Annotated in this window: 16 protein-coding genes; 4 read left to right on the top strand and 12 right to left on the bottom strand. The window is 68.7% G+C overall.

From position 1 onward, the window contains the following. Nucleotides 1–155: 155 nt before the first annotated feature. Together ACQBAU_RS01945 and ACQBAU_RS01940 are read right to left on the bottom strand one after the other, a co-directional pair. On the bottom strand, nucleotides 156–788 hold the full coding sequence (locus ACQBAU_RS01945; RefSeq protein WP_465256347.1) for a CoA transferase subunit B: 633 nt from the start codon (nucleotides 786–788) through the stop codon (nucleotides 156–158). A 2-nt stretch (nucleotides 789–790) separates the two neighbouring features. Continuing rightward, nucleotides 791–1591, bottom strand: a complete 801-nt coding sequence (locus ACQBAU_RS01940; protein ID WP_465256346.1) for a CoA transferase subunit A — start codon at nucleotides 1589–1591, stop codon at nucleotides 791–793. A 95-nt stretch (nucleotides 1592–1686) separates the two neighbouring features. On the opposite strand from ACQBAU_RS01940, the gene ACQBAU_RS01935 reads away from it, so the two are divergent. Both ACQBAU_RS01935 and ACQBAU_RS01930 read left to right on the top strand, forming a co-directional pair. Then, complete coding sequence (locus ACQBAU_RS01935) at nucleotides 1687–2562, top strand: Gfo/Idh/MocA family protein (RefSeq protein WP_465256345.1); 876 nt, start codon at nucleotides 1687–1689, stop codon at nucleotides 2560–2562. After that, complete coding sequence (locus ACQBAU_RS01930) at nucleotides 2562–3539, top strand: Gfo/Idh/MocA family protein (RefSeq protein WP_465256344.1); 978 nt, start codon at nucleotides 2562–2564, stop codon at nucleotides 3537–3539. Before ACQBAU_RS01935 ends, ACQBAU_RS01930 begins: the two co-directional genes overlap by 1 nt. An 8-nt stretch (nucleotides 3540–3547) precedes the next feature. On the opposite strand, the gene ACQBAU_RS01925 is transcribed toward ACQBAU_RS01930, so the two are convergent. The 8 genes from ACQBAU_RS01925 to ACQBAU_RS01890 all read right to left on the bottom strand — a co-directional run bounded on the left by ACQBAU_RS01925 (nucleotide 3548) and on the right by ACQBAU_RS01890 (nucleotide 11609). Beyond that, nucleotides 3548–4645, bottom strand: a complete 1098-nt coding sequence (locus ACQBAU_RS01925) for an ATP-binding cassette domain-containing protein (RefSeq protein ID WP_465256343.1) — start codon at nucleotides 4643–4645, stop codon at nucleotides 3548–3550. Next, nucleotides 4638–5663: an ABC transporter ATP-binding protein gene (locus tag ACQBAU_RS01920; protein WP_465256342.1), complete on the bottom strand. Its 1026-nt coding sequence runs from the start codon at nucleotides 5661–5663 to the stop codon at nucleotides 4638–4640. The genes ACQBAU_RS01925 and ACQBAU_RS01920 overlap by 8 nt, the downstream gene beginning before the upstream one ends. After that, a complete protein-coding gene (locus ACQBAU_RS01915; RefSeq protein ID WP_465256341.1) occupies nucleotides 5660–6598 on the bottom strand; it encodes an ABC transporter permease in 939 nt (312 codons plus the stop codon). The genes ACQBAU_RS01920 and ACQBAU_RS01915 overlap by 4 nt, the downstream gene beginning before the upstream one ends. Continuing rightward, the gene (locus ACQBAU_RS01910; RefSeq protein ID WP_465256340.1) at nucleotides 6595–7587 is read right to left on the bottom strand and encodes an ABC transporter permease; all 993 of its coding nucleotides are present in this window, start codon (nucleotides 7585–7587) and stop codon (nucleotides 6595–6597) included. Before ACQBAU_RS01910 ends, ACQBAU_RS01915 begins: the two co-directional genes overlap by 4 nt. Further along, nucleotides 7588–9333: a peptide ABC transporter substrate-binding protein gene (locus ACQBAU_RS01905; RefSeq protein ID WP_465256339.1), complete on the bottom strand. Its 1746-nt coding sequence runs from the start codon at nucleotides 9331–9333 to the stop codon at nucleotides 7588–7590. Between the two features lie 184 nt (nucleotides 9334–9517). Beyond that, nucleotides 9518–9934: a hypothetical protein gene (locus ACQBAU_RS01900; protein ID WP_465256338.1), complete on the bottom strand. Its 417-nt coding sequence runs from the start codon at nucleotides 9932–9934 to the stop codon at nucleotides 9518–9520. After that, a complete protein-coding gene (locus tag ACQBAU_RS01895) occupies nucleotides 9931–10242 on the bottom strand; it encodes a hypothetical protein (RefSeq protein WP_465256337.1) in 312 nt (103 codons plus the stop codon). Before ACQBAU_RS01895 ends, ACQBAU_RS01900 begins: the two co-directional genes overlap by 4 nt. 104 nt (nucleotides 10243–10346) lie before the next feature. Further along, nucleotides 10347–11609, bottom strand: a complete 1263-nt coding sequence (locus ACQBAU_RS01890) for an aspartate kinase (protein WP_465256336.1) — start codon at nucleotides 11607–11609, stop codon at nucleotides 10347–10349. 271 nt (nucleotides 11610–11880) lie between these two features. On the opposite strand from ACQBAU_RS01890, the gene ACQBAU_RS01885 reads away from it, so the two are divergent. After that, nucleotides 11881–12882: a Gfo/Idh/MocA family protein gene (locus ACQBAU_RS01885; protein ID WP_465256335.1), complete on the top strand. Its 1002-nt coding sequence runs from the start codon at nucleotides 11881–11883 to the stop codon at nucleotides 12880–12882. Nucleotides 12883–12968: 86 nt separating this feature from the next. Further along, nucleotides 12969–13949, top strand: coding sequence for a helix-turn-helix transcriptional regulator (locus ACQBAU_RS01880; protein WP_465256334.1), 981 nt, complete (start codon nucleotides 12969–12971; stop codon nucleotides 13947–13949). Here the strand turns inward: ACQBAU_RS01880 and ACQBAU_RS01875 are convergent. Both ACQBAU_RS01875 and ACQBAU_RS01870 read right to left on the bottom strand, forming a co-directional pair. Further along, the gene (locus ACQBAU_RS01875; protein WP_465256333.1) at nucleotides 13934–15169 is read right to left on the bottom strand and encodes an MFS transporter; all 1236 of its coding nucleotides are present in this window, start codon (nucleotides 15167–15169) and stop codon (nucleotides 13934–13936) included. The genes ACQBAU_RS01880 and ACQBAU_RS01875 overlap by 16 nt on opposite strands. Next, the gene (locus ACQBAU_RS01870) at nucleotides 15169–16500 is read right to left on the bottom strand and encodes a hypothetical protein (RefSeq protein WP_465256332.1); all 1332 of its coding nucleotides are present in this window, start codon (nucleotides 16498–16500) and stop codon (nucleotides 15169–15171) included. Before ACQBAU_RS01870 ends, ACQBAU_RS01875 begins: the two co-directional genes overlap by 1 nt. Nucleotides 16501–16508: the final 8 nt, after the last annotated feature.

The following is a 16508-nucleotide window of genomic DNA, read 5'->3' as shown; positions in this document are numbered from 1 at the left end:
GGGAATCAAGTCTGGAGGGGTTCCATGCCCCCCGCCGTCACCAGTCCCTGAGGAGTCGCGATCAGCTGTCGTCCACGCTACAGACCACGGCCAACCACAGCGAATCGCCGGCGCCGGCCGTGGACACCCGCCCCCCGTCGAGTCGCCCCCGGGCGTCAGGAGGTGCGTACGGGCGGCTCGGTCTTGCTGGCGATCTCGTCGGCGCTGACACCGGGCGCCGTCTCGACCAGCACGAGCCCGTCGTCGGTGACCTCCAACACGCCCAGGTCGGTGATGATGCGTTGCACCACGCCGCGACCGGTGTAGGGCAGGGAGCACTCGTTCACGATCTTGTACGACCCGTCGCGCGCGACGTGCTCCATCAGCACGATCACCGACCGCGCCCCGCTGACCAGGTCCATCGCGCCGCCCATGCCCTTGATCACCTTCCCCGGGATCATCCAGTTGGCGATGTCGCCGCGGGCCGACACCTGCATCGCCCCCAGGATGGCGACGTCGATCTTGCCGCCACGGATCATCCCGAAGCTGGTGGCCGAGTCGAACACCGAAGCACCCCGCCGCAGGGTCACGGTCTCCTTGCCGGCGTTGATCATGTCGGGATCCTCCTCACCCTCGTACGGGTAGGGGCCGACCCCCAGCAGGCCGTTCTCCGAGTGCAGCACCACCTCGACGTCGTTGGGGATGTGGTTGGGCACCAAGGTGGGCATGCCGATGCCGAGGTTCACGTACGACCCGTCCACCAGCTCGGCCGCCGCCCGGGCGGCCATCTCGTCCCGCGTCCACGCCATGATCAGTTCCCCTTCGCATCGGCCGCCGCACCGGGACGTGGCCGTACGGTCAACTGCTCGATCCGCTTGTCGACAGCCTGTTCCGGAGTGAGTCCGACGACGCGATGGACGTACACCCCGGGGGTGTGGACGTGGTTCGGGTCCAGCTCACCCGGCTCGACCAACTCCTCGACCTCGGCGATCGTCAGCCTGCCGGCCATCGCGCAGATCGGGTTGTAGTTGCGGGCCGAGTCGGCGTACACGAGGTTGCCGTGGCGATCGCCGTACCGGGCCCGGACGAGGGCGACGTCGGTGACGATCGCCCGCTCCAGCACGAACTCGCGTTCCCCCTCGGCGGTGTCGAAGGTGCGAACTTCCTTGGGTGGTGAGGAAATCGCGACCTCACCGGACGCGTCGTAGCGCCACGGCAGGCCGCCCTCGGCGACCAGGGTGCCGACACCGGTCGGGGTGTAGAAGGCGGGAATGCCGGAGCCGCCGGCCCGCAACCGTTCGACGAGGGTTCCCTGCGGCGTCAGCTCGACCTCCAGCTCACCGTCGAGGAACTGCCGGGCGAACTCCTGGTTGCCGCCGACGTAGGAGGCGACGACCCGGCGGATCCGGTGTTCGGCGAGCAGCAGGCCCAGTCCCCAGTCGTCCACCCCGCAGTTGTTGGAGTACACCTCGAGCTCGTCGGTACCGGCCTCGACCAACGCCCCGATCAACACACTCGGGATCCCGCACAGCCCGAAACCGCCCACCGCCAACGACGATCCACTGGCGATGTCGGCCACGGCTGCTGCGGCGGAACCAACGACCTTGTCCATGCACCCTCCTGGGTCACTGTCGCGTCGATCCTAGTAGGGTCGCCCCACGCCTTGGACGAGCACAGGGCCCGACGACGAGAACAGGATCTTTTCCGGTGAACACCGACATCGTCACGGTGGCGCTGGTAGGAGTCAACACCTACCACGCCACGGTCTTCTCCCAACTGATCAACGGCACGCCGACCGAGCCCGGCAGGGTCACCGGAGCCCGGATCACCCACGCCTGGCCCGGCGATCATCGCGACACCGCCGAGGAGCTGGCCGCCAAGCACGACTTCGAGGTTGCCGACGAGCTCACTTCCCTGGTCGGTGCGGTCGACCTGGTCCTGGTGATCGACGACACCGACGGTGGGGTCCGACACCTCGAGCTGGCCCGCCCCTTCCTGAGCGCCGGGATGGCGGTGTTCGTCGACAAGCCGGTCGTGGCGACCCCCGATGAGGTGACCGAGTTGATCACTCTCGCCGCCGAACACGATGCCCTGCTAATGGGTGGGTCCGCGCTCCGCTACGCCAGCGAGCTGTCGGAGTTCGGCGAACAGCTCGCCACGATCGGCGACCCGATCAGCTACGTCAGCGTCTGCCCGAACGAGTGGTTCTACTACGGCATCCATGCAGTGGAACTGTTGCTGGCCTTGGAGCCCGGCCGTCCGACCTCGGTCGACCTGGCCCGGTTCGACAACCACGACACCGCTCGGATCACCTTCGACGGTGGCCGGACCGGCACGGTCACCACCATCCCCGGCGCGCACCACTTCCATGCCACCGTGTACGGCACCAAGGGTGCGGCAACGATCACGGTCAGCGACGCCAAGGGCTTCTACGGCAACGAACTGCAGGCGATGGTCGAGATGGCGCGGACCAAGCAGGCGCCGAGCCTCACCCCGACCCTCGACGCGGTCGACATCATGTTCGCCGGGCTCGCCTCAGCCGAGTCCGGACGGCCCGTCGAGGTCACCCCGCGGGAGACGTGATGAGTGGCGCCGTACGGGTCGGCCTGCTCGGCGCCGGCGGGATCGCCCGAGCGCACGCGCGTGCCTTCACCGAGGCCGGCGCGGCCGTGGTCGCGGTCTCCGACCCGGTCGCCGAGGCCGCCCGGACACTGGCACAGGACCACGACGCGGAGGTGTTCCCCAGCCCGGACGGGCTGCTGACGCGCGGTGGCTGCGACGTCGTGGTGATCGCGACCCCACCGGTCGCCCACGCCGACCTGGCCGTGCTCGCCGCCCGTCGCGGCGTGGCGATGCTGATCGAGAAGCCGATGGCGTACGACGTCACCGGGGCCGAACGCATCGTGACGGCGGTCGAGGAGGCCGGCGTGCTGGCCACCGTCGGCTTCTGCCACCGCTTCGAGCCGGCCGTGGTGCAACTGCGGGCGTTGCTGGCCGAGGGGCGGATCGGCGCGGTGAAGTCGTTCCGCAACAGGTTCTCCGGTGAACAGGCCCGGATGAACGACCGCTGGTACGCCGACCCCGCCATCTCCGGCGGCGGCACCGCGGTGGACACGTCGGTGCACTCGATCGACCTCTTCCGACACCTGGTCGGCGACGTGGTCCAGGTGCACGCGGTCACCAGCACCGGCCAGAGCGCGTACGGCCCGCCGCTGGCGGTCGAGGACACCTCGATGATCCTGCTGAAGTCCACGGCCGGGGCCACCGGTGTGCTGGAGGCCAGTTGGCGCACCGCCCCGGCCGAGGCCACCATCACCGTGTCCGGCGAGACCGGCCGGCTGCACTACGACTACCTGACCGGTGTCCTCGAACTCGCCCCCGCCGAGGGTGAGGTCGAGCGGTTCACGCCCTCGGGTACGGCCCGGTTCGTCGGTCAAGCGGCAGGAATGATTGCTGCCGTACGGGACGACGCACCCCTGCGGACCACCGTCGCCGACGGGCTGGCCGCCAACCGGGTGCTGGCGCAGGCGTACGCCTCGGCCGGTCCGCTCAGCAACTGACGTACGCGTCAGCTGGCGATGGCGTCGGCTTCGCCGCTCCGGCGAACGAGGTGTCCGTTGCCGAGGTCGACGAGCTCGGACCCCTCCTGCTCGGCCGGTGGCAACGCGTCCTCGAAGGAGTGGCTCTCCCGCCGGACCGGCAGCACCGCGTTCAGCAACTGCCGGGTGTAGGGGTGCTGCGGGTTGTTGAACAGCTCGCGGGTCGGCGCCAGCTCCACGATCCAGCCGTGCCGCATCACCGCGACCCGGTCGGACACCTTCTCGATCACGCCCAGGTTGTGGGAGATGAACAAGCAGGTCAGCGACAACTCGTGACGCAGGTTCTGGAACAGGGCCAGGATCTGGGCCTGCACCGACACGTCCAGCGCCGAGGTCGGCTCGTCGCACACCAGGATCTCGGGATCCATCGCCAGCGCCCGCGCGATGGCGATCCGCTGTTGCTGGCCACCGGAGAACTGCCGCGGGTAGTGGTTGCCACGGTCGGGGTCGATGCCCACCTTGCCCAGCAGTTCACGGGCCCGGGCCTTGCGCTCGGCCGGCTGCCCGATCTTGTGGATGATCAACGGCTCGATCACGTTGTCCAGCGCGGTGTAGTGCGGCAGCAACGAACCGGTCGCGTTCTGGAACACCGCCTGCATGTCACGACGGACGGCCTTGCGAGCCTGTTTGGACATGTCGGTGATCGCCTCACCGCGGAACTCAACGGCCCCGTCGTTCCACGAGATCAGGTCGAGGAAGATCCGGGCCAACGTCGACTTGCCACTGCCGCTCTCCCCCACCAGGCCGACGGTCTCGCCACGCCGCAACTGCAGGCTGACGTTGTTGACGGCCTTGATCGTGCCCGCCTTGGAGTGGAAGACCTTGCTGACACCGATCGCCTCCATCACGACCTCGGCGTCCTCGGCCACCTCGGTCCTCGGCACCAGCCGCTCGACGATCAGCTCACGTTCGGCGTCGGCGTCCAGACCGACCGGTTCGGTGTCGTCCTCGGTGCCCGCACGCGTGTCGGCATCGGTGCCGGTGTCGGCTGCCGGGTGCGCCTGGATCTCGCTGTCCTCGGTCTGCTCGTTCTCCTCGGACGCCTTGTCCTGATCGGGTTCAGGCATTCTCGACCACCTTCCAGCATGCCGCCGTGTGGTTCTCCCCCACGGCCAGGAGTTCCTGCGGTTCGGCGCACCTCTCCTCGGCCAGCGTGCACCGCGTCCGGAAGGCGCAGCCCGACGGGAGGTCCCGCAGGCTGGGCGGCGTCCCCGGGATCGGGGACAGTGCCCGGTCGATGTCACCGACCTCGATGGTCGAGTTCAGCAACCCCTGGGCGTACGGGTGCTTCGCCTCGGTGAGGAAGTTCGCCATCTCGGCGTGCTCGACGATCTTGCCGCCGTACATCACCGCCACCCGATCACACAGGTCACGGGCGACCCCGAGGTCATGGGTGATCATGATGATCGCCGTACCCTCGGACTTGATCTGGGCCAACAGGTCGAGGATCTGTCGCTGCAGGGTGACGTCGACGGCCGTGGTCGGCTCGTCGGCGATCAGGATGTTGGGATTGGTCACCATCGCCATCGCGATCATGGCCCGCTGCCGGAGGCCACCCGACAACTCGAACGGGTACGCCTTGATCCGTCGCTCGGGTTGCGGGATGCCCATCTTGCCCAGCATCTCGATCGCCCGATCCAGGGCCTCGGCCCGGTTGCACAACCGATGCCACAGCTGGTGCTCGACCAACTGCTTCTCCAGCGTCAGCGTCGGGTTCAGCGCCTGCATCGCGTCCTGGAACACCATGGCGATGTCCTTGCCACGGATGCGTTGCAGCTTGCCCTCACCGCTGTTGAGCAGATCGGTCCCGGCGTAGGTGGCACTGCCGCCGGCAATGCGCCCGTTCTCGGCCACCAGTCCCAGCAGGGCCCGGACGCCGACGCTCTTGCCACTGCCGGACTCACCGACGATGGCCAGGGCCTCACCGGAGTGCAGGTCGTAGCTGATGCCGTCGACGGCCTTCAACCACGCGTCCTTCTTGCGGCCGGCGTTGAAGTGGACCCTCAGGTCGCGTACGGCGAGCAGCGGCTGCCCGGCTGCCGGATCGGTCCGATCCGCGACGGTCTCGGTGCTGTTGCTCGTCACCGGGTCACCCCCGTGGTGTCGAACGCCTCCCGGACACCGTCACCGACCCAGTTGAACGCCAACAGGGTCAGGGCGAACAGCACCGCCGGGGCCAACATCAGGTGTGGCGCGACCATCGTGTACTGGATGCCCTCGGTCAGCATGGCACCCCACGACGGTGTCGGTGGTGCGACGCCGAGGCCCAACAGGCTCAGGCCGGCCTCGGTCGCGATCGCACCCGGGATGCCGAAGCTGGTGGCCACCAGGATCGGGCCCATCGCGTTCGGCAGGATGTAGCGGACCGCGACGCGCGGCCCCCCGGCACCCATCGAACGGGCCGCTTCGATGAAGTCGCGACTCTTCAGGCTCAGCGTCTGCGCCCGGACCAGCCGTGCCTGACCCACCCACGACGCCACCGTGATGGCGAGGATGACGGCGAGGACACTGCGGCCCATGACCGTCACCATGATCACCGCGAACAGGTAGCCCGGGAAGGCGTACATGACGTCGGTGAAGCCCATCAGTAACTGCTCGGCACGACCACCGACGTAGCCGGCCACCAGGCCGATGACGATCGCCAGTGCCAGGGCCGCCAGCTCGGCGACGAAACCGACGATCAACGCCGTACGCAGGCCGTAGATCAACCGGCTGAAGACGTCACGGCCGATCGGGTCCGTGCCGAGGATGTGCCCCTCCTCGCCCGGCTGCAGCAGCGCAGACGTCACGTCCACCGCGATCGGGTCGTGGGTGGCGACCAGTGGCGCGAAGATGGCGGTCAGGATCAGCAGGCCGATGAAGTACAGGCTGATCAGGGCCAACTTGTTGGTGCCGAAGCGCCGCCAGACCAACCGGGCCTGGCTCTCACCGACCTTGCCGGCCTTGCCGTCGTCGTCCAGTACGGGAGGTCCGGACTCGACCTCGTCCCCCACGTGCTCGAGGGTTTCCGGAGTACTCATGAGGTGGCTCCCATTCGCGTGCGCGGGTCCAGCAGGCCGTAGCTCAGGTCGACCAGCACATTGGTGAGCACGAGCAGGGCTGCGAAGAACAGCGTGGTGCCCATCAGCAACGGCATGTCACGACTGGTGGCCGCGCCGGTGAAGTACGTGCCCAGACCGGGGATGCGGAACAGCGTCTCGATGAACACCGTGCCCGACATCAGGCCTGCCATGATCGGTCCGACCACGGTGACGAGCGGGATCAGGGAGTTGCGCAACACGTGCCGCGACATCACGATCCCGCTGGGGCCGCCCTTGGCGACCGCCGTGGTGACGTAGTCCTCCCGCAGGGTTTCGATCACCGACGACCGGACGTACCTGGCCAACATCGCCATCGGTCCCATCGCCAGCGCGATCACCGGCATGATCATGTTCTCGGGTCCTGACCAGCCGCCCGAGGGCAACAGGTGCAGACCACCGACCAGGATGATGATCAAGAACGCACCCAACAGGTAGTTCGGCACGCTGTGCAGGGCGGTGACCAGGAACATCAGTGTGTTGTCCAGCCAGCCGTTGCGACGACGGGCCGAGATGACACCGATCGGCACGGCCACCAGCAGCGACAGCACCACGGCCAGCACGGCCAACGTGGCCGACACCGGGAACGCCTCGGCGATGATGTCCTGCACCTGACGCGAGGGGTACTTGTACGAGGGCCCCATGTCCCAGGTGACGGCACCCCGCATGAAGATCAGGTACTGCTGCCAGGCAGGGATCTCCGGCCCGTACCGCTGCGAGAAGCTGGACATCACCTCCGCACGCTGCCCCTGGGCGGTCATCGTCGCACCACTGGTGACGGCCGACAGGTCGGTGAAGTCGCCCGGCGCCGCCTGGAGCAACCCGAACGTCATCAACGACACCAGTGCCAGCGTGACGATGGCACGCGCCAGCCGCTTCACCGCGAAGAGGGCAATGCCCCCGGCCGCGGACGGGGTGTTGCGTGTTGCCACTTACTCGACCCCGAGGGTCTTGTAGTAGAACTGGTCGCCGGTCGGCCGCGGGTGGAACCCGGTGATGCGCTTGTTGACGGCGAAGTGGTACCCGGCCTGGGCGATCGGGAGGAAGATGAAGCACTTCTCCCGCGCGAGTGCGGCCGTCTTGAACGCCTCGGTCGACGCGTCCGGGTCGACCACCGACATGGCCTCGGTGGTCAACCGGTCGAACTCCTTGACCTCCGCAGAGCACTTGGTGTCGGCGATCTCCTTCAACTGCGCGGTCAGTTCGGCCGGCGAGAGATCCTTGTTCTGCTGCAGGTCCAGGTACTCCTGGTAGTCGGTCGGGTTCAGCGAGAACGGCTTGGTGAAGGTGGGCGACCACAACGAGGCGACCCACTTGGCCCAGTTCAGCTCGGCGGCGAAGCTGCCGAAGTAGAACCCGATGTAGTCCGCCGGGTTGAGGGCCATCCGCTTCTGCACGTAGACGCCCGACTCCACCGCGTCGTTCTTCACCTGGATGCCGAGGTTCTCGGTCCAGTTCGACATGATCGTCTGGATCACCGGCGAGGTGTTGCCACCGTTGAGGATGGTGATCGGCGGCAGCCCCTTGCCGCCGGGGTAGCCGGCGTCGGAGAGCAGCTGCTTGGCCTTCTCGAGGTCCTCGGCGACACCCACCGATTCCTCCCAGCCCTTCACCGACTGCGGCACCAGCGAGGTGGTCGCGGTGATCTTGGGCTGCGACTGGGCGACGATGTCGCGCCCCATGCCCAGCGACAGGGCCTCGCGGATCCGGATGTCGGAGCCGAGGAGGTCATTCTGCGAGTGCATCAGCGCCAAGTAGTAGATCGAGCCGGGCTGGGCGCTCTTCAGCTGTCCCTGCAGCGCCGGCTCCTGCTCGAACCGCAGCAGGGTCGCCGGGTCACCGACGCCCATGATGTCGACCTCACCGTTCTCGAACGGCACGATGGTGACCTCGGCACCGGCGTTGATCTTGTAGTTGATCTTGTTGAGCGCGACGGCGCCGGCGTCCCAGTACTCCTCGTTCTTCTCCAGCGTCATGCTGACGTTGGGCTGCGTCGCGGTCATCTTGAACGGACCGTTGGTGACGATGTTCTCCGGCAGTTCCCACTCCGCCTCGTGCTCCTCCACCACCTTCATCGGCATCGGACACATCGAGGCGTGGGTCAGGCCCATCAGGAAGCCGGCGTTCGGCGCCTCGAGGGTGAACTCCACGGTCTTCTCGTCCGGCGTCTTGACCCCGACCTCGTTCCAGTCGGTGATCACACCGCCCTGGAACGGGATGGCGTTCTTGATGTTCATGCTGGTGACGTACGAGTTCGCGCCCAGCGTCACGCCGGCGCCGGCCGAGCTGGGCGAGAGCAGCCGTTCGTAGGTCTTGTTGAAGTCCTCCGAGGTCAGCGGGCTGCCGTCGGACCACTTCAGCTCACGCAGGGTGAAGGTGTAGGTGAGGCCGTCGTCCGACATCTCCCACGACTCGGCGGCACCGGGCTCCACGTCGGTGCCTTCGTTGTTCTGCACGACGAGGGGCTCGAGCAGGGCGCGGACGACCATCCACATACCGTTGCTGATGACCTGCGGGTCGAGGGTGGGGAGCTCCGGGCCGAGGATCGCGATCTCGTCGGTGGCGCCGCCGCCACCGTCGCCGCCGCCACCTTCGAAGCCGCAACTGGCCGTACCACCGGCAAAGATCGCCGCGGCGGCCAGGCCGCTGAACTGGAGCAGTCGCCTTCTCGTGGTCATGTCTTCCCTCTCCGGCACGCCCGCGTGCCTGGCCAACCGAGCTTGCGGTTTGAGGCCTATTGTTTTTGGCGGTTACCAACCGCCCCCAATGCTGGCACAGATTAACCGCGGGGTCTTCGACACGTCAATGCCCGCGACATCCGGCCCGGCGAAGTGTGACCTAGTCGTGTCCTCGCCCACAGGGTCACCAGCCGGGGTGATGACCGCCGCCCCCGGGTCCGGGATGTTGGCCCCTGGGCGGCACGGGCGGCGGCGTCCCCTGCGGGGGCACACCCGGGACCTGCCAGGCCGGGGATCCCGCCGCCGACTGCTCAGCGCGATTGCCGTGGCGGAAGGCGACGATGACCCCGGCGACGACCAGTGCCCAACCGACGGCTCGGAAGACTGCCAACCCGCTGTAGACGAGGCCGATCTGAGGAGGTGCGAGCTCGAGGAAGGGGACGAAGGTGGTCAGGGTTCCTGCGATGAGATGTACGGCGAACCCGCCGGCCAACAGCCACCTGCCCGAGCCCTTGACGGCCAGGATCGACGCCACGAGCAGGGCGAGGGGGAAGACCAGGAAGGGCAACTGGAACAGCAGGAAGTTCAGGCTCATGCTCATGCCCGCCCCCCGGGCCCGTACGAACCGCCCCGCCCCCCGCGCGAACCGACTGCGGCCCCGACCAGCAACAGCACCGGCCCGACCAGCGAGATCAGCGACGAGAAGACCTGACTGAGGATGTGTGCCGGACTGCCGAAGGTCGTGCTGTTCAGGGTGATCAGGTAGGCGCCGTTCACCAGACCGCCGACCAGCATGACACCCACGCCGATCAGACCGAACAACCGGGTCCGCCCGCGGGTCATCAGCCCGATCGCCAGTCCGGCAGCCACCCAAGCGATGACGGGGGTGAGCAAGGACAACACGATCATGGGCGCTCCTCGCCGCTTGCGGTCAGCCCAACGTTAGCGGGAGACCGGCCCCTACGGGACCGATCAGTTACCGGCCGTACCCGAAGGCCCGGTGTCGTCCCGATTCAGCGCCCGGTCCCGGCATACACGACGGCCTCGCCGTCGGCGTCCAGACCGAAGGCGGTGTGCCCGGCCCGGACGGCCCGGTCGACGTCGTCCTCGTTCACGACGACCGAGATCCGGATCTCGGAGGTGGAGATCATCTCGATGTTGACCCCCTCCTTCGCCAACGCGGAGAAGAACTTCGCGGTGACGCCCGGGTGGGAACGCATCCCGACGCCGATCACCGAGACCTTGCCGATCTGGTCGTCGTACAGGATGTCGGAGAAGTCGACCTCGGCCTGGATCTCCTGCAGCTTCTGCACCGCGCTCTGCCCGTCGGCCTTCGGCAGGGTGAATGAGATGTCGGTGCGCGAGGTGGAGACCTGCGACACGTTCTGCACGATCATGTCGATGTTGATCTCGGCCCCGGCCAGCGCCTCGAAGATCGTCGCGGCCTCACCGATCTTGTCGGGGACGCCGACGAGGGTGATCTTGGCCTCGCCGCGATCCTGGGCGATGCCGGAGATGATGGCCTGTTCCATGGTGATGTCCTCCAGATCCTTGACCCACGTGCCGTCCTTGGTCGAGAAGGACGAGCGGACGTGGATGGGCATGTTCTCGCGGCGGGCGTACTCGACACAGCGCAGGTGCAGGATCTTCGACCCGCATGCGGCCATCTCGAGCATTTCCTCGTACGAGATCTCCGGGATCTGCCGGGCTGCCGGCACGATCCGCGGGTCGGCGGTGAAGACGCCGTCCACGTCGGAGTAGATCTCGCAGTAGTCGGCCTTCAGTGCGGCGGCCAGCGCCACCGCGCTGGTGTCGGAGCCACCACGACCGATCGTGGTGATGTCCTTGGTGTCCTCGCTGACGCCCTGGAACCCGGCGACGATGCCGATGTCGCCCTCGGCGACCGCACTCTCGATGCGGCCGGGGGTGATCTTCATGATCCGGGCGTTGCCGTGCGTGCCGGTGGTGATCACGCCGGCCTGCGACCCGGTGAAGGACCGCGCGGTGTGTCCGAGGTCGGCGATCGCCATCGCGAGCAGCGCGGCGCTCTGCCGCTCACCGGTGGTGAGCAACATGTCGAGCTCGCGGGCCGGCGGCTGCGGCGTCACCTGGTAGGCGAGGTCGAGCAGTTCGTCGGTGGTGTCGCCCATGGCGGAGATCACCACGACGACCTCGTGGCCCTCCTGCCTGGTGGCGACCACCCGCCGAGCAACCCGCTTGATGCTCTCGGCGTCGGCGACCGACGACCCCCCGTACTTCTGTACAACGCGTCCCACGCGTTCCCCTTCCAAACCCTTGCTGACGGCGCCGACCACTCTAACGGTCCGACCAACCCACCGATCGGTCGGCCCGCGAGCGCCGTGGTCAGGGCGCTACTGCCCCGGATTCCGAAAAGTGACCGGTCGGCGGTTTCGGGTGGGCGGCCTGCCCGCGGGGCAGCACGGCTTCTTCACCGTCGACCGGTCGGTTTGCGGAAAGCTGCCGAGCAGCCGGCGACGGCGGGCGCCCCGTGGTGGCGGCACCGCCGGTGACCGTAGGGTCGTGGCCATGAGCGAAACCATCCGATGGGGAGTCCTGGGGCCCGGCCGGATCGCCGACAACGTGGCGGGCGATTTCGACAACGTGCCCGGCGGTGAGCTTCGGGCGGTCGGTTCGCGGAGCCTCGACCGGGCGCGGGCCTTCGCCGACAAGCACGGCATCCCGAACGCGCACGGCTCGTACGCCGACCTGATCGCCGACCCCCAGGTCGATGCGCTCTACATCGCCACCCCGCACCCACAGCACCTGCAGCTGGCGCTGGCCGGGATTGCCGCGGGCAAGCCCCTGCTGGTCGAGAAGACGTTCACCGCGACGGTGGCCGGGGCCGACCGGCTGGTCGCAGCAGCCCGGGCGGCCGGGGTGTTCGTGATGGAGGCGATGTGGACCCGCTTCCAGCCGATCTGGGTGAAGGCCCGTGAGCTGATCGCCGACGGTGCCCTCGGGGAGGTGCGGCAGGTCTCGGCCGATCTCGGGGTCGACAAGCCGTTCGACCCGACCGACCGGTTGTTCGATCCGGCGCAGGGCGGCGGGGCACTGCTCGACGTCGGGGTCTATCCGGTCTCCCTGGCCCAGTGGCTGCTGGGCCCACCGGACGCCGTCCACGCCTCGGGCCGGCAGGCACGGACCGGCGTCGACGAGCAGGCTGCCCTGCTGTTCTCGTACGACGACGGCCGGGCTGCGCTGTTGCAGGCCTCCATCGCGTACCCGCTGCCGGGCGGCGCACGGGTGGTCGGCGACCAGGGGCGGCTCGACGTCCTGCCCCGGTTCCACCACCCGGCCGACATGGTGCTCACCCGCCGCGACGGCAGCACCGAGGAGTTCCACCTACCGGCCCGGGGTGTCGGGTACGCGCACGAGTTCGACGAGGTGCACGGCTGCCTGGCCGAGGGGTTGACCGAGTCGCCGGTGATGCCGCTCGCCGACACGCTGGCGGTGCAGCGGCTGCTCGAGGAGGCGACCGGCCAGCTGGGGGTCTTGCACCACGAGGACGAGACGGTGTTGCCCGGCTGACCACGCGCACGATCTGCACCCAGCACCCAACACTCGGACGAGTAAAGCGGACAGAATCTGACCGCTGAAGGTGGCAGGGTTGGCCCATGGCCAACACGAGCTCGCGGACGCTCCGGCTGCTGACGCTGTTGCAGACCCACCGGTTCTGGCCGGGGGCGGAGCTGGCGGAACGACTCGGCGTCACCGACCGGACCTTGCGACGCGACATCGAGCGGCTCCGTGAGCTCGGTTACCCGGTCCGCTCCAACCGCGGCACCGACGGCGGCTACCAGTTGGCGCCGGGAGCGACGATGCCGCCGCTGGTGGTCGACGCCGAGGAGGCGGTCGCGATCGTCGTCGCCCTCCGTGCCGCGGCCCAGGGTGCCGCCGCAGCGCTGAACGATGCGCCGGTGCGGGCGCTGGCCAAGGTGATGCAGGTGCTGCCCAAGCCGCTCCGCAAGCGGGCCGACGCCGTACGGCACGCGACGACAGCACCGACCTGGGGAGAGGCGCCGGCCCTCGACACCGACCTGCTCACCACCATCGCGCAGGCCTGCCGTGATTCGGTACGGCTGCACTTCGGCTACACCGCCCGCGAGGGGGCGGTCACCTCCCGGCGCGTCGAGCCCCACCACCTGGTGCCGATCGGCCGCCGCTGGTACCTGGTCGCCTGGGACCTCGAACGCCACGACTGGCGCAGCTTCCGACTCGACCGGATCACCGACCCCGAGACGACCTTGATCAACTTCCGGCCCAAGGAGGTGCCCGGCGGTCCGGTCGAGTACGTCCGGCAGGGGTTGCGCGGCCGCGACGTCCACCAGGTGACCGCGATCGTCCACCTCGACGGGCCCGCCGACGCCGTACGGCAGCAGCTCGGTCGGTATGGCGAGGTGACCGAGCTGACCGCCACGAGCTGTGAGTTCCGGGCCGAGACCGACGAGGTCAAGTGGGTGCTGTTCGGGATCGCCGGCACCGGCTACGGGTTCACCGTGCACGCGCCGCCCGAGCTCACCGAGTTGTTGGGCGAGTGGTCCGACCGGTTCAGCGACGCGGTACGACGGGGATCGACGACTCAGTCGGCCGACTGACCCGAGATGCCCGCGTCCCGGTCATCGGAGACCGCGGGCATCGGGTGGTCACCCATCCGGCGGAGCAGGACGACGAAGACCACCACCACGATCACCCCGACGGCCGCCCAGCCCCCGTACGCCATCGCGCTGCTGGTGCGGTCGGCCAATGCCCCGAGGCCGGGCCGGGCCACGGCGATGCCGACACCGGCGACGCTGGCGACCAGGGACAGTACGGTCGCCCGGATCGCCGGCCGGGTCCGGCCCGACAGTTCGAGCTCCAGGGTCGTCCACCCGGCGGCCCAGGCCAGGCTCAGCATCGGCAACCACGCAACGGGTCCCAGCCACGACCACCAGAACGTGAGGGCCGCCGCCACCACCGTGATGATCATGCCGCCACCGATCACCAGTCGCCGATGGGTCGGTCGGACCCACCCGGTGGCCAGACTGGCGACGATCCCGACCGCGGCGACCCCGGCGTACATCCAGCCGGTCTGCTCCGGGGTCAGCTCGAGGTCGAGGGCCAACGGCTGGAACAGGATCCGGACGCTCCAGCCGTAGAACATGAACAATGCCGCCACCGCCATCACCGAACGGGTGGCACGTCCGGCCAGTGCAGCCCGGATGTCGGCAAGAACCTGGCGCAGACTGGCCGGCGGGCCGACCCGCGGCACGTCGGGCAGCCCGAGGGCGAGCAGCCCTGCCAGCACCGCCATCGCGGCGGTGAGCCAGAACGGCAGCGCCGGATCGACGCCGTACAGCAGGCCCGCGGTGACCAGCGACACCAGCACCGCGGCCTGGCCGGCACCCTTGATCACCGCGAAGCCGCGCGGTCCCTGCTTCGGCCCCAACTGCTGTGACAGCTCGTACGCGTACGTGGTGGCCGCACCGGAGTTGAGGGCCCACAGCACGCCCCACACGATCCACATCCCGAACAACTGCCAGGTGGAGTTGATCATGGCGATCCCGGCGAAGGTCACCGCGCTGAGTCCGGTGATCAACAGGTAGCTCGCCTTGCGGCCCATCCGGTCGGCCAACAGCCCCATCGGGATCTCCGCCAGCACCGACACCAGGCGGAACACCCCGTCGGCGAGGACGGCCGTCGTCAGGTCAAAGCCCAGGTGCAGCAGGAAGATCAGCCACAGCGGGAACCAGAACTGCACCTCGAGCAGAAACTGGGTGACCGCCAGCAGGCCGACGGCCCGGCGGGGTCGGGCCACGACCGGCTGGGACGTCCCCATCACGAGGAACCGGATCGACGGACGGCCCAGAACAGCACGACCAGCAGGGCCGAGACGACGAGCGAACCGACCAGGATGGCGTCGGCCGACTGCGAGGCGAACCATTCGGTGAGACCGCTGCGGGAACCGAATCCGGCTTGGTCGGGGTCGGTCGCGACGCCCCGTCCGAACTCGGTCAACGCGAGCGCGGTCGCCAACACCGAGGTGACACCGATCCCCAACAGGATGATGTCGGTCACCGTGCCGGCCCGGGACTGGGCGCCGGTCGCCAGTTCGGCGAGTCGCCGGTCGCAGATGCTGATCTTGAATTTGACAGGCTCCTCGACGAGGTGCCCGTAGTGCCAGGCATCGAGGATGCCGTCCATCTCGGTGCGCACCTGCCGGGTGACGTACTTGCGCAGGTCCTGCAGGTCGAGCATCACCAGTTCGGCCCGGTGTGACAACGTCCGCAGCGATTCGGTCAGCTCCGCCAGCTCCCAGGCCCGACGGCCCTGGGTGGTCTGCGCCAGCACGCCGTTGAGCCGGTCGTCAACCAGGTCGAGGGCGGCGTAGAAGTACTGTGCGTACCGCATCCCCCGCCAGTTCTCGACAGTCGTCGCGGCCAGTTCGGTCCGGACGTCGGCCCGGTGGCCGAGGTGGACGTAGTTGAGCCAGGTCGACACGTGATCGGTCTCCTGGGCCAGCAGGGCGTCCACCGGGGCGTCGCCGACATCGGCCAGCCAGTGCCGGGCGAGCTCACCGGTGCCGGGCTCGTCGAGGTCGAGGACCAGGGATCGCGACACCCAGCGCGGGCCGGTGGTGTGCCACGTGTCGTCCTCCCACAACAGGATCGAACCGTCGGGATCGCGGCTGCGGGCCTGGTCGAGCAGCGGTTGCAGCACGTGCTGGACAACGGCCCCCGCGGCCAACCCGGTCAGCCGGATGATGCCGTCCTGGAGGGCGTCCAACCGCTCGCCCGGGCCGGTGTCGCCGGCGCCGAGCCAGTCGGCGACCTCGGCGCCCAGCTCGACGACGGTCACCCCGTGGTCGTACAGCCGGAACTCCACGGTGTCGACCCGCGCCCACAGGTCGGCGAGCTCGGTGGGGACGTCGATCGGCAGCGTGTCGGGCGCCAGTGTGCCGGCCACCAGGTGCAGCGGCCGCAGCAGCGCATCGGCCCGGAGCGAACCGTACCGGGGCACCTCGACCACGTGGACGGCGTGCGGGAACTCCAGCCGCTCGTCGGTGCAGGCGTCGGCGAGCTCGCGCCAGAACGTGGTGTACGCCTCCGGCTCGCGACCGGCGGCCCCGAAGGCCAGGGCGAAGTCGATCGGGACCGGCGCGATGGTCATGATGCGGC

The organism is Carbonicoccus niuqiaonis (assembly GCF_050157065.1).
Taxonomy (GTDB): Bacteria; Actinomycetota; Actinomycetes; order Propionibacteriales; family Propionibacteriaceae; genus Avipropionibacterium.
This window is presented reverse-complemented; position numbering and strand designations above follow the sequence as displayed.

What these genes read in the sequence shown, in the direction of transcription:
- ACQBAU_RS01945 (WP_465256347.1), bottom strand. Translation starts at nt 788, where the DNA reads ATGGCGTGGACGCGGGACGAGATGGCCGCCCGGGCGGCGGCCGAGCTG.
- ACQBAU_RS01940 (WP_465256346.1), bottom strand. Translation starts at nt 1,591, where the DNA reads ATGGACAAGGTCGTTGGTTCCGCCGCAGCAGCCGTGGCCGACATCGCC.
- ACQBAU_RS01930 (WP_465256344.1), top strand. Translation starts at nt 2,562, where the DNA reads ATGAGTGGCGCCGTACGGGTCGGCCTGCTCGGCGCCGGCGGGATCGCC.
- ACQBAU_RS01925 (WP_465256343.1), bottom strand. Translation starts at nt 4,645, where the DNA reads ATGCCTGAACCCGATCAGGACAAGGCGTCCGAGGAGAACGAGCAGACC.
- ACQBAU_RS01915 (WP_465256341.1), bottom strand. Translation starts at nt 6,598, where the DNA reads ATGAGTACTCCGGAAACCCTCGAGCACGTGGGGGACGAGGTCGAGTCC.
- ACQBAU_RS01905 (WP_465256339.1), bottom strand. Translation starts at nt 9,333, where the DNA reads ATGACCACGAGAAGGCGACTGCTCCAGTTCAGCGGCCTGGCCGCCGCG.
- ACQBAU_RS01900 (WP_465256338.1), bottom strand. Translation starts at nt 9,934, where the DNA reads ATGAGCATGAGCCTGAACTTCCTGCTGTTCCAGTTGCCCTTCCTGGTC.
- ACQBAU_RS01895 (WP_465256337.1), bottom strand. Translation starts at nt 10,242, where the DNA reads ATGATCGTGTTGTCCTTGCTCACCCCCGTCATCGCTTGGGTGGCTGCC.
- ACQBAU_RS01885 (WP_465256335.1), top strand. Translation starts at nt 11,881, where the DNA reads ATGAGCGAAACCATCCGATGGGGAGTCCTGGGGCCCGGCCGGATCGCC.
- ACQBAU_RS01880 (WP_465256334.1), top strand. Translation starts at nt 12,969, where the DNA reads ATGGCCAACACGAGCTCGCGGACGCTCCGGCTGCTGACGCTGTTGCAG.
- ACQBAU_RS01875 (WP_465256333.1), bottom strand. Translation starts at nt 15,169, where the DNA reads ATGGGGACGTCCCAGCCGGTCGTGGCCCGACCCCGCCGGGCCGTCGGC.
- ACQBAU_RS01870 (WP_465256332.1), bottom strand. Translation starts at nt 16,500, where the DNA reads ATGACCATCGCGCCGGTCCCGATCGACTTCGCCCTGGCCTTCGGGGCC.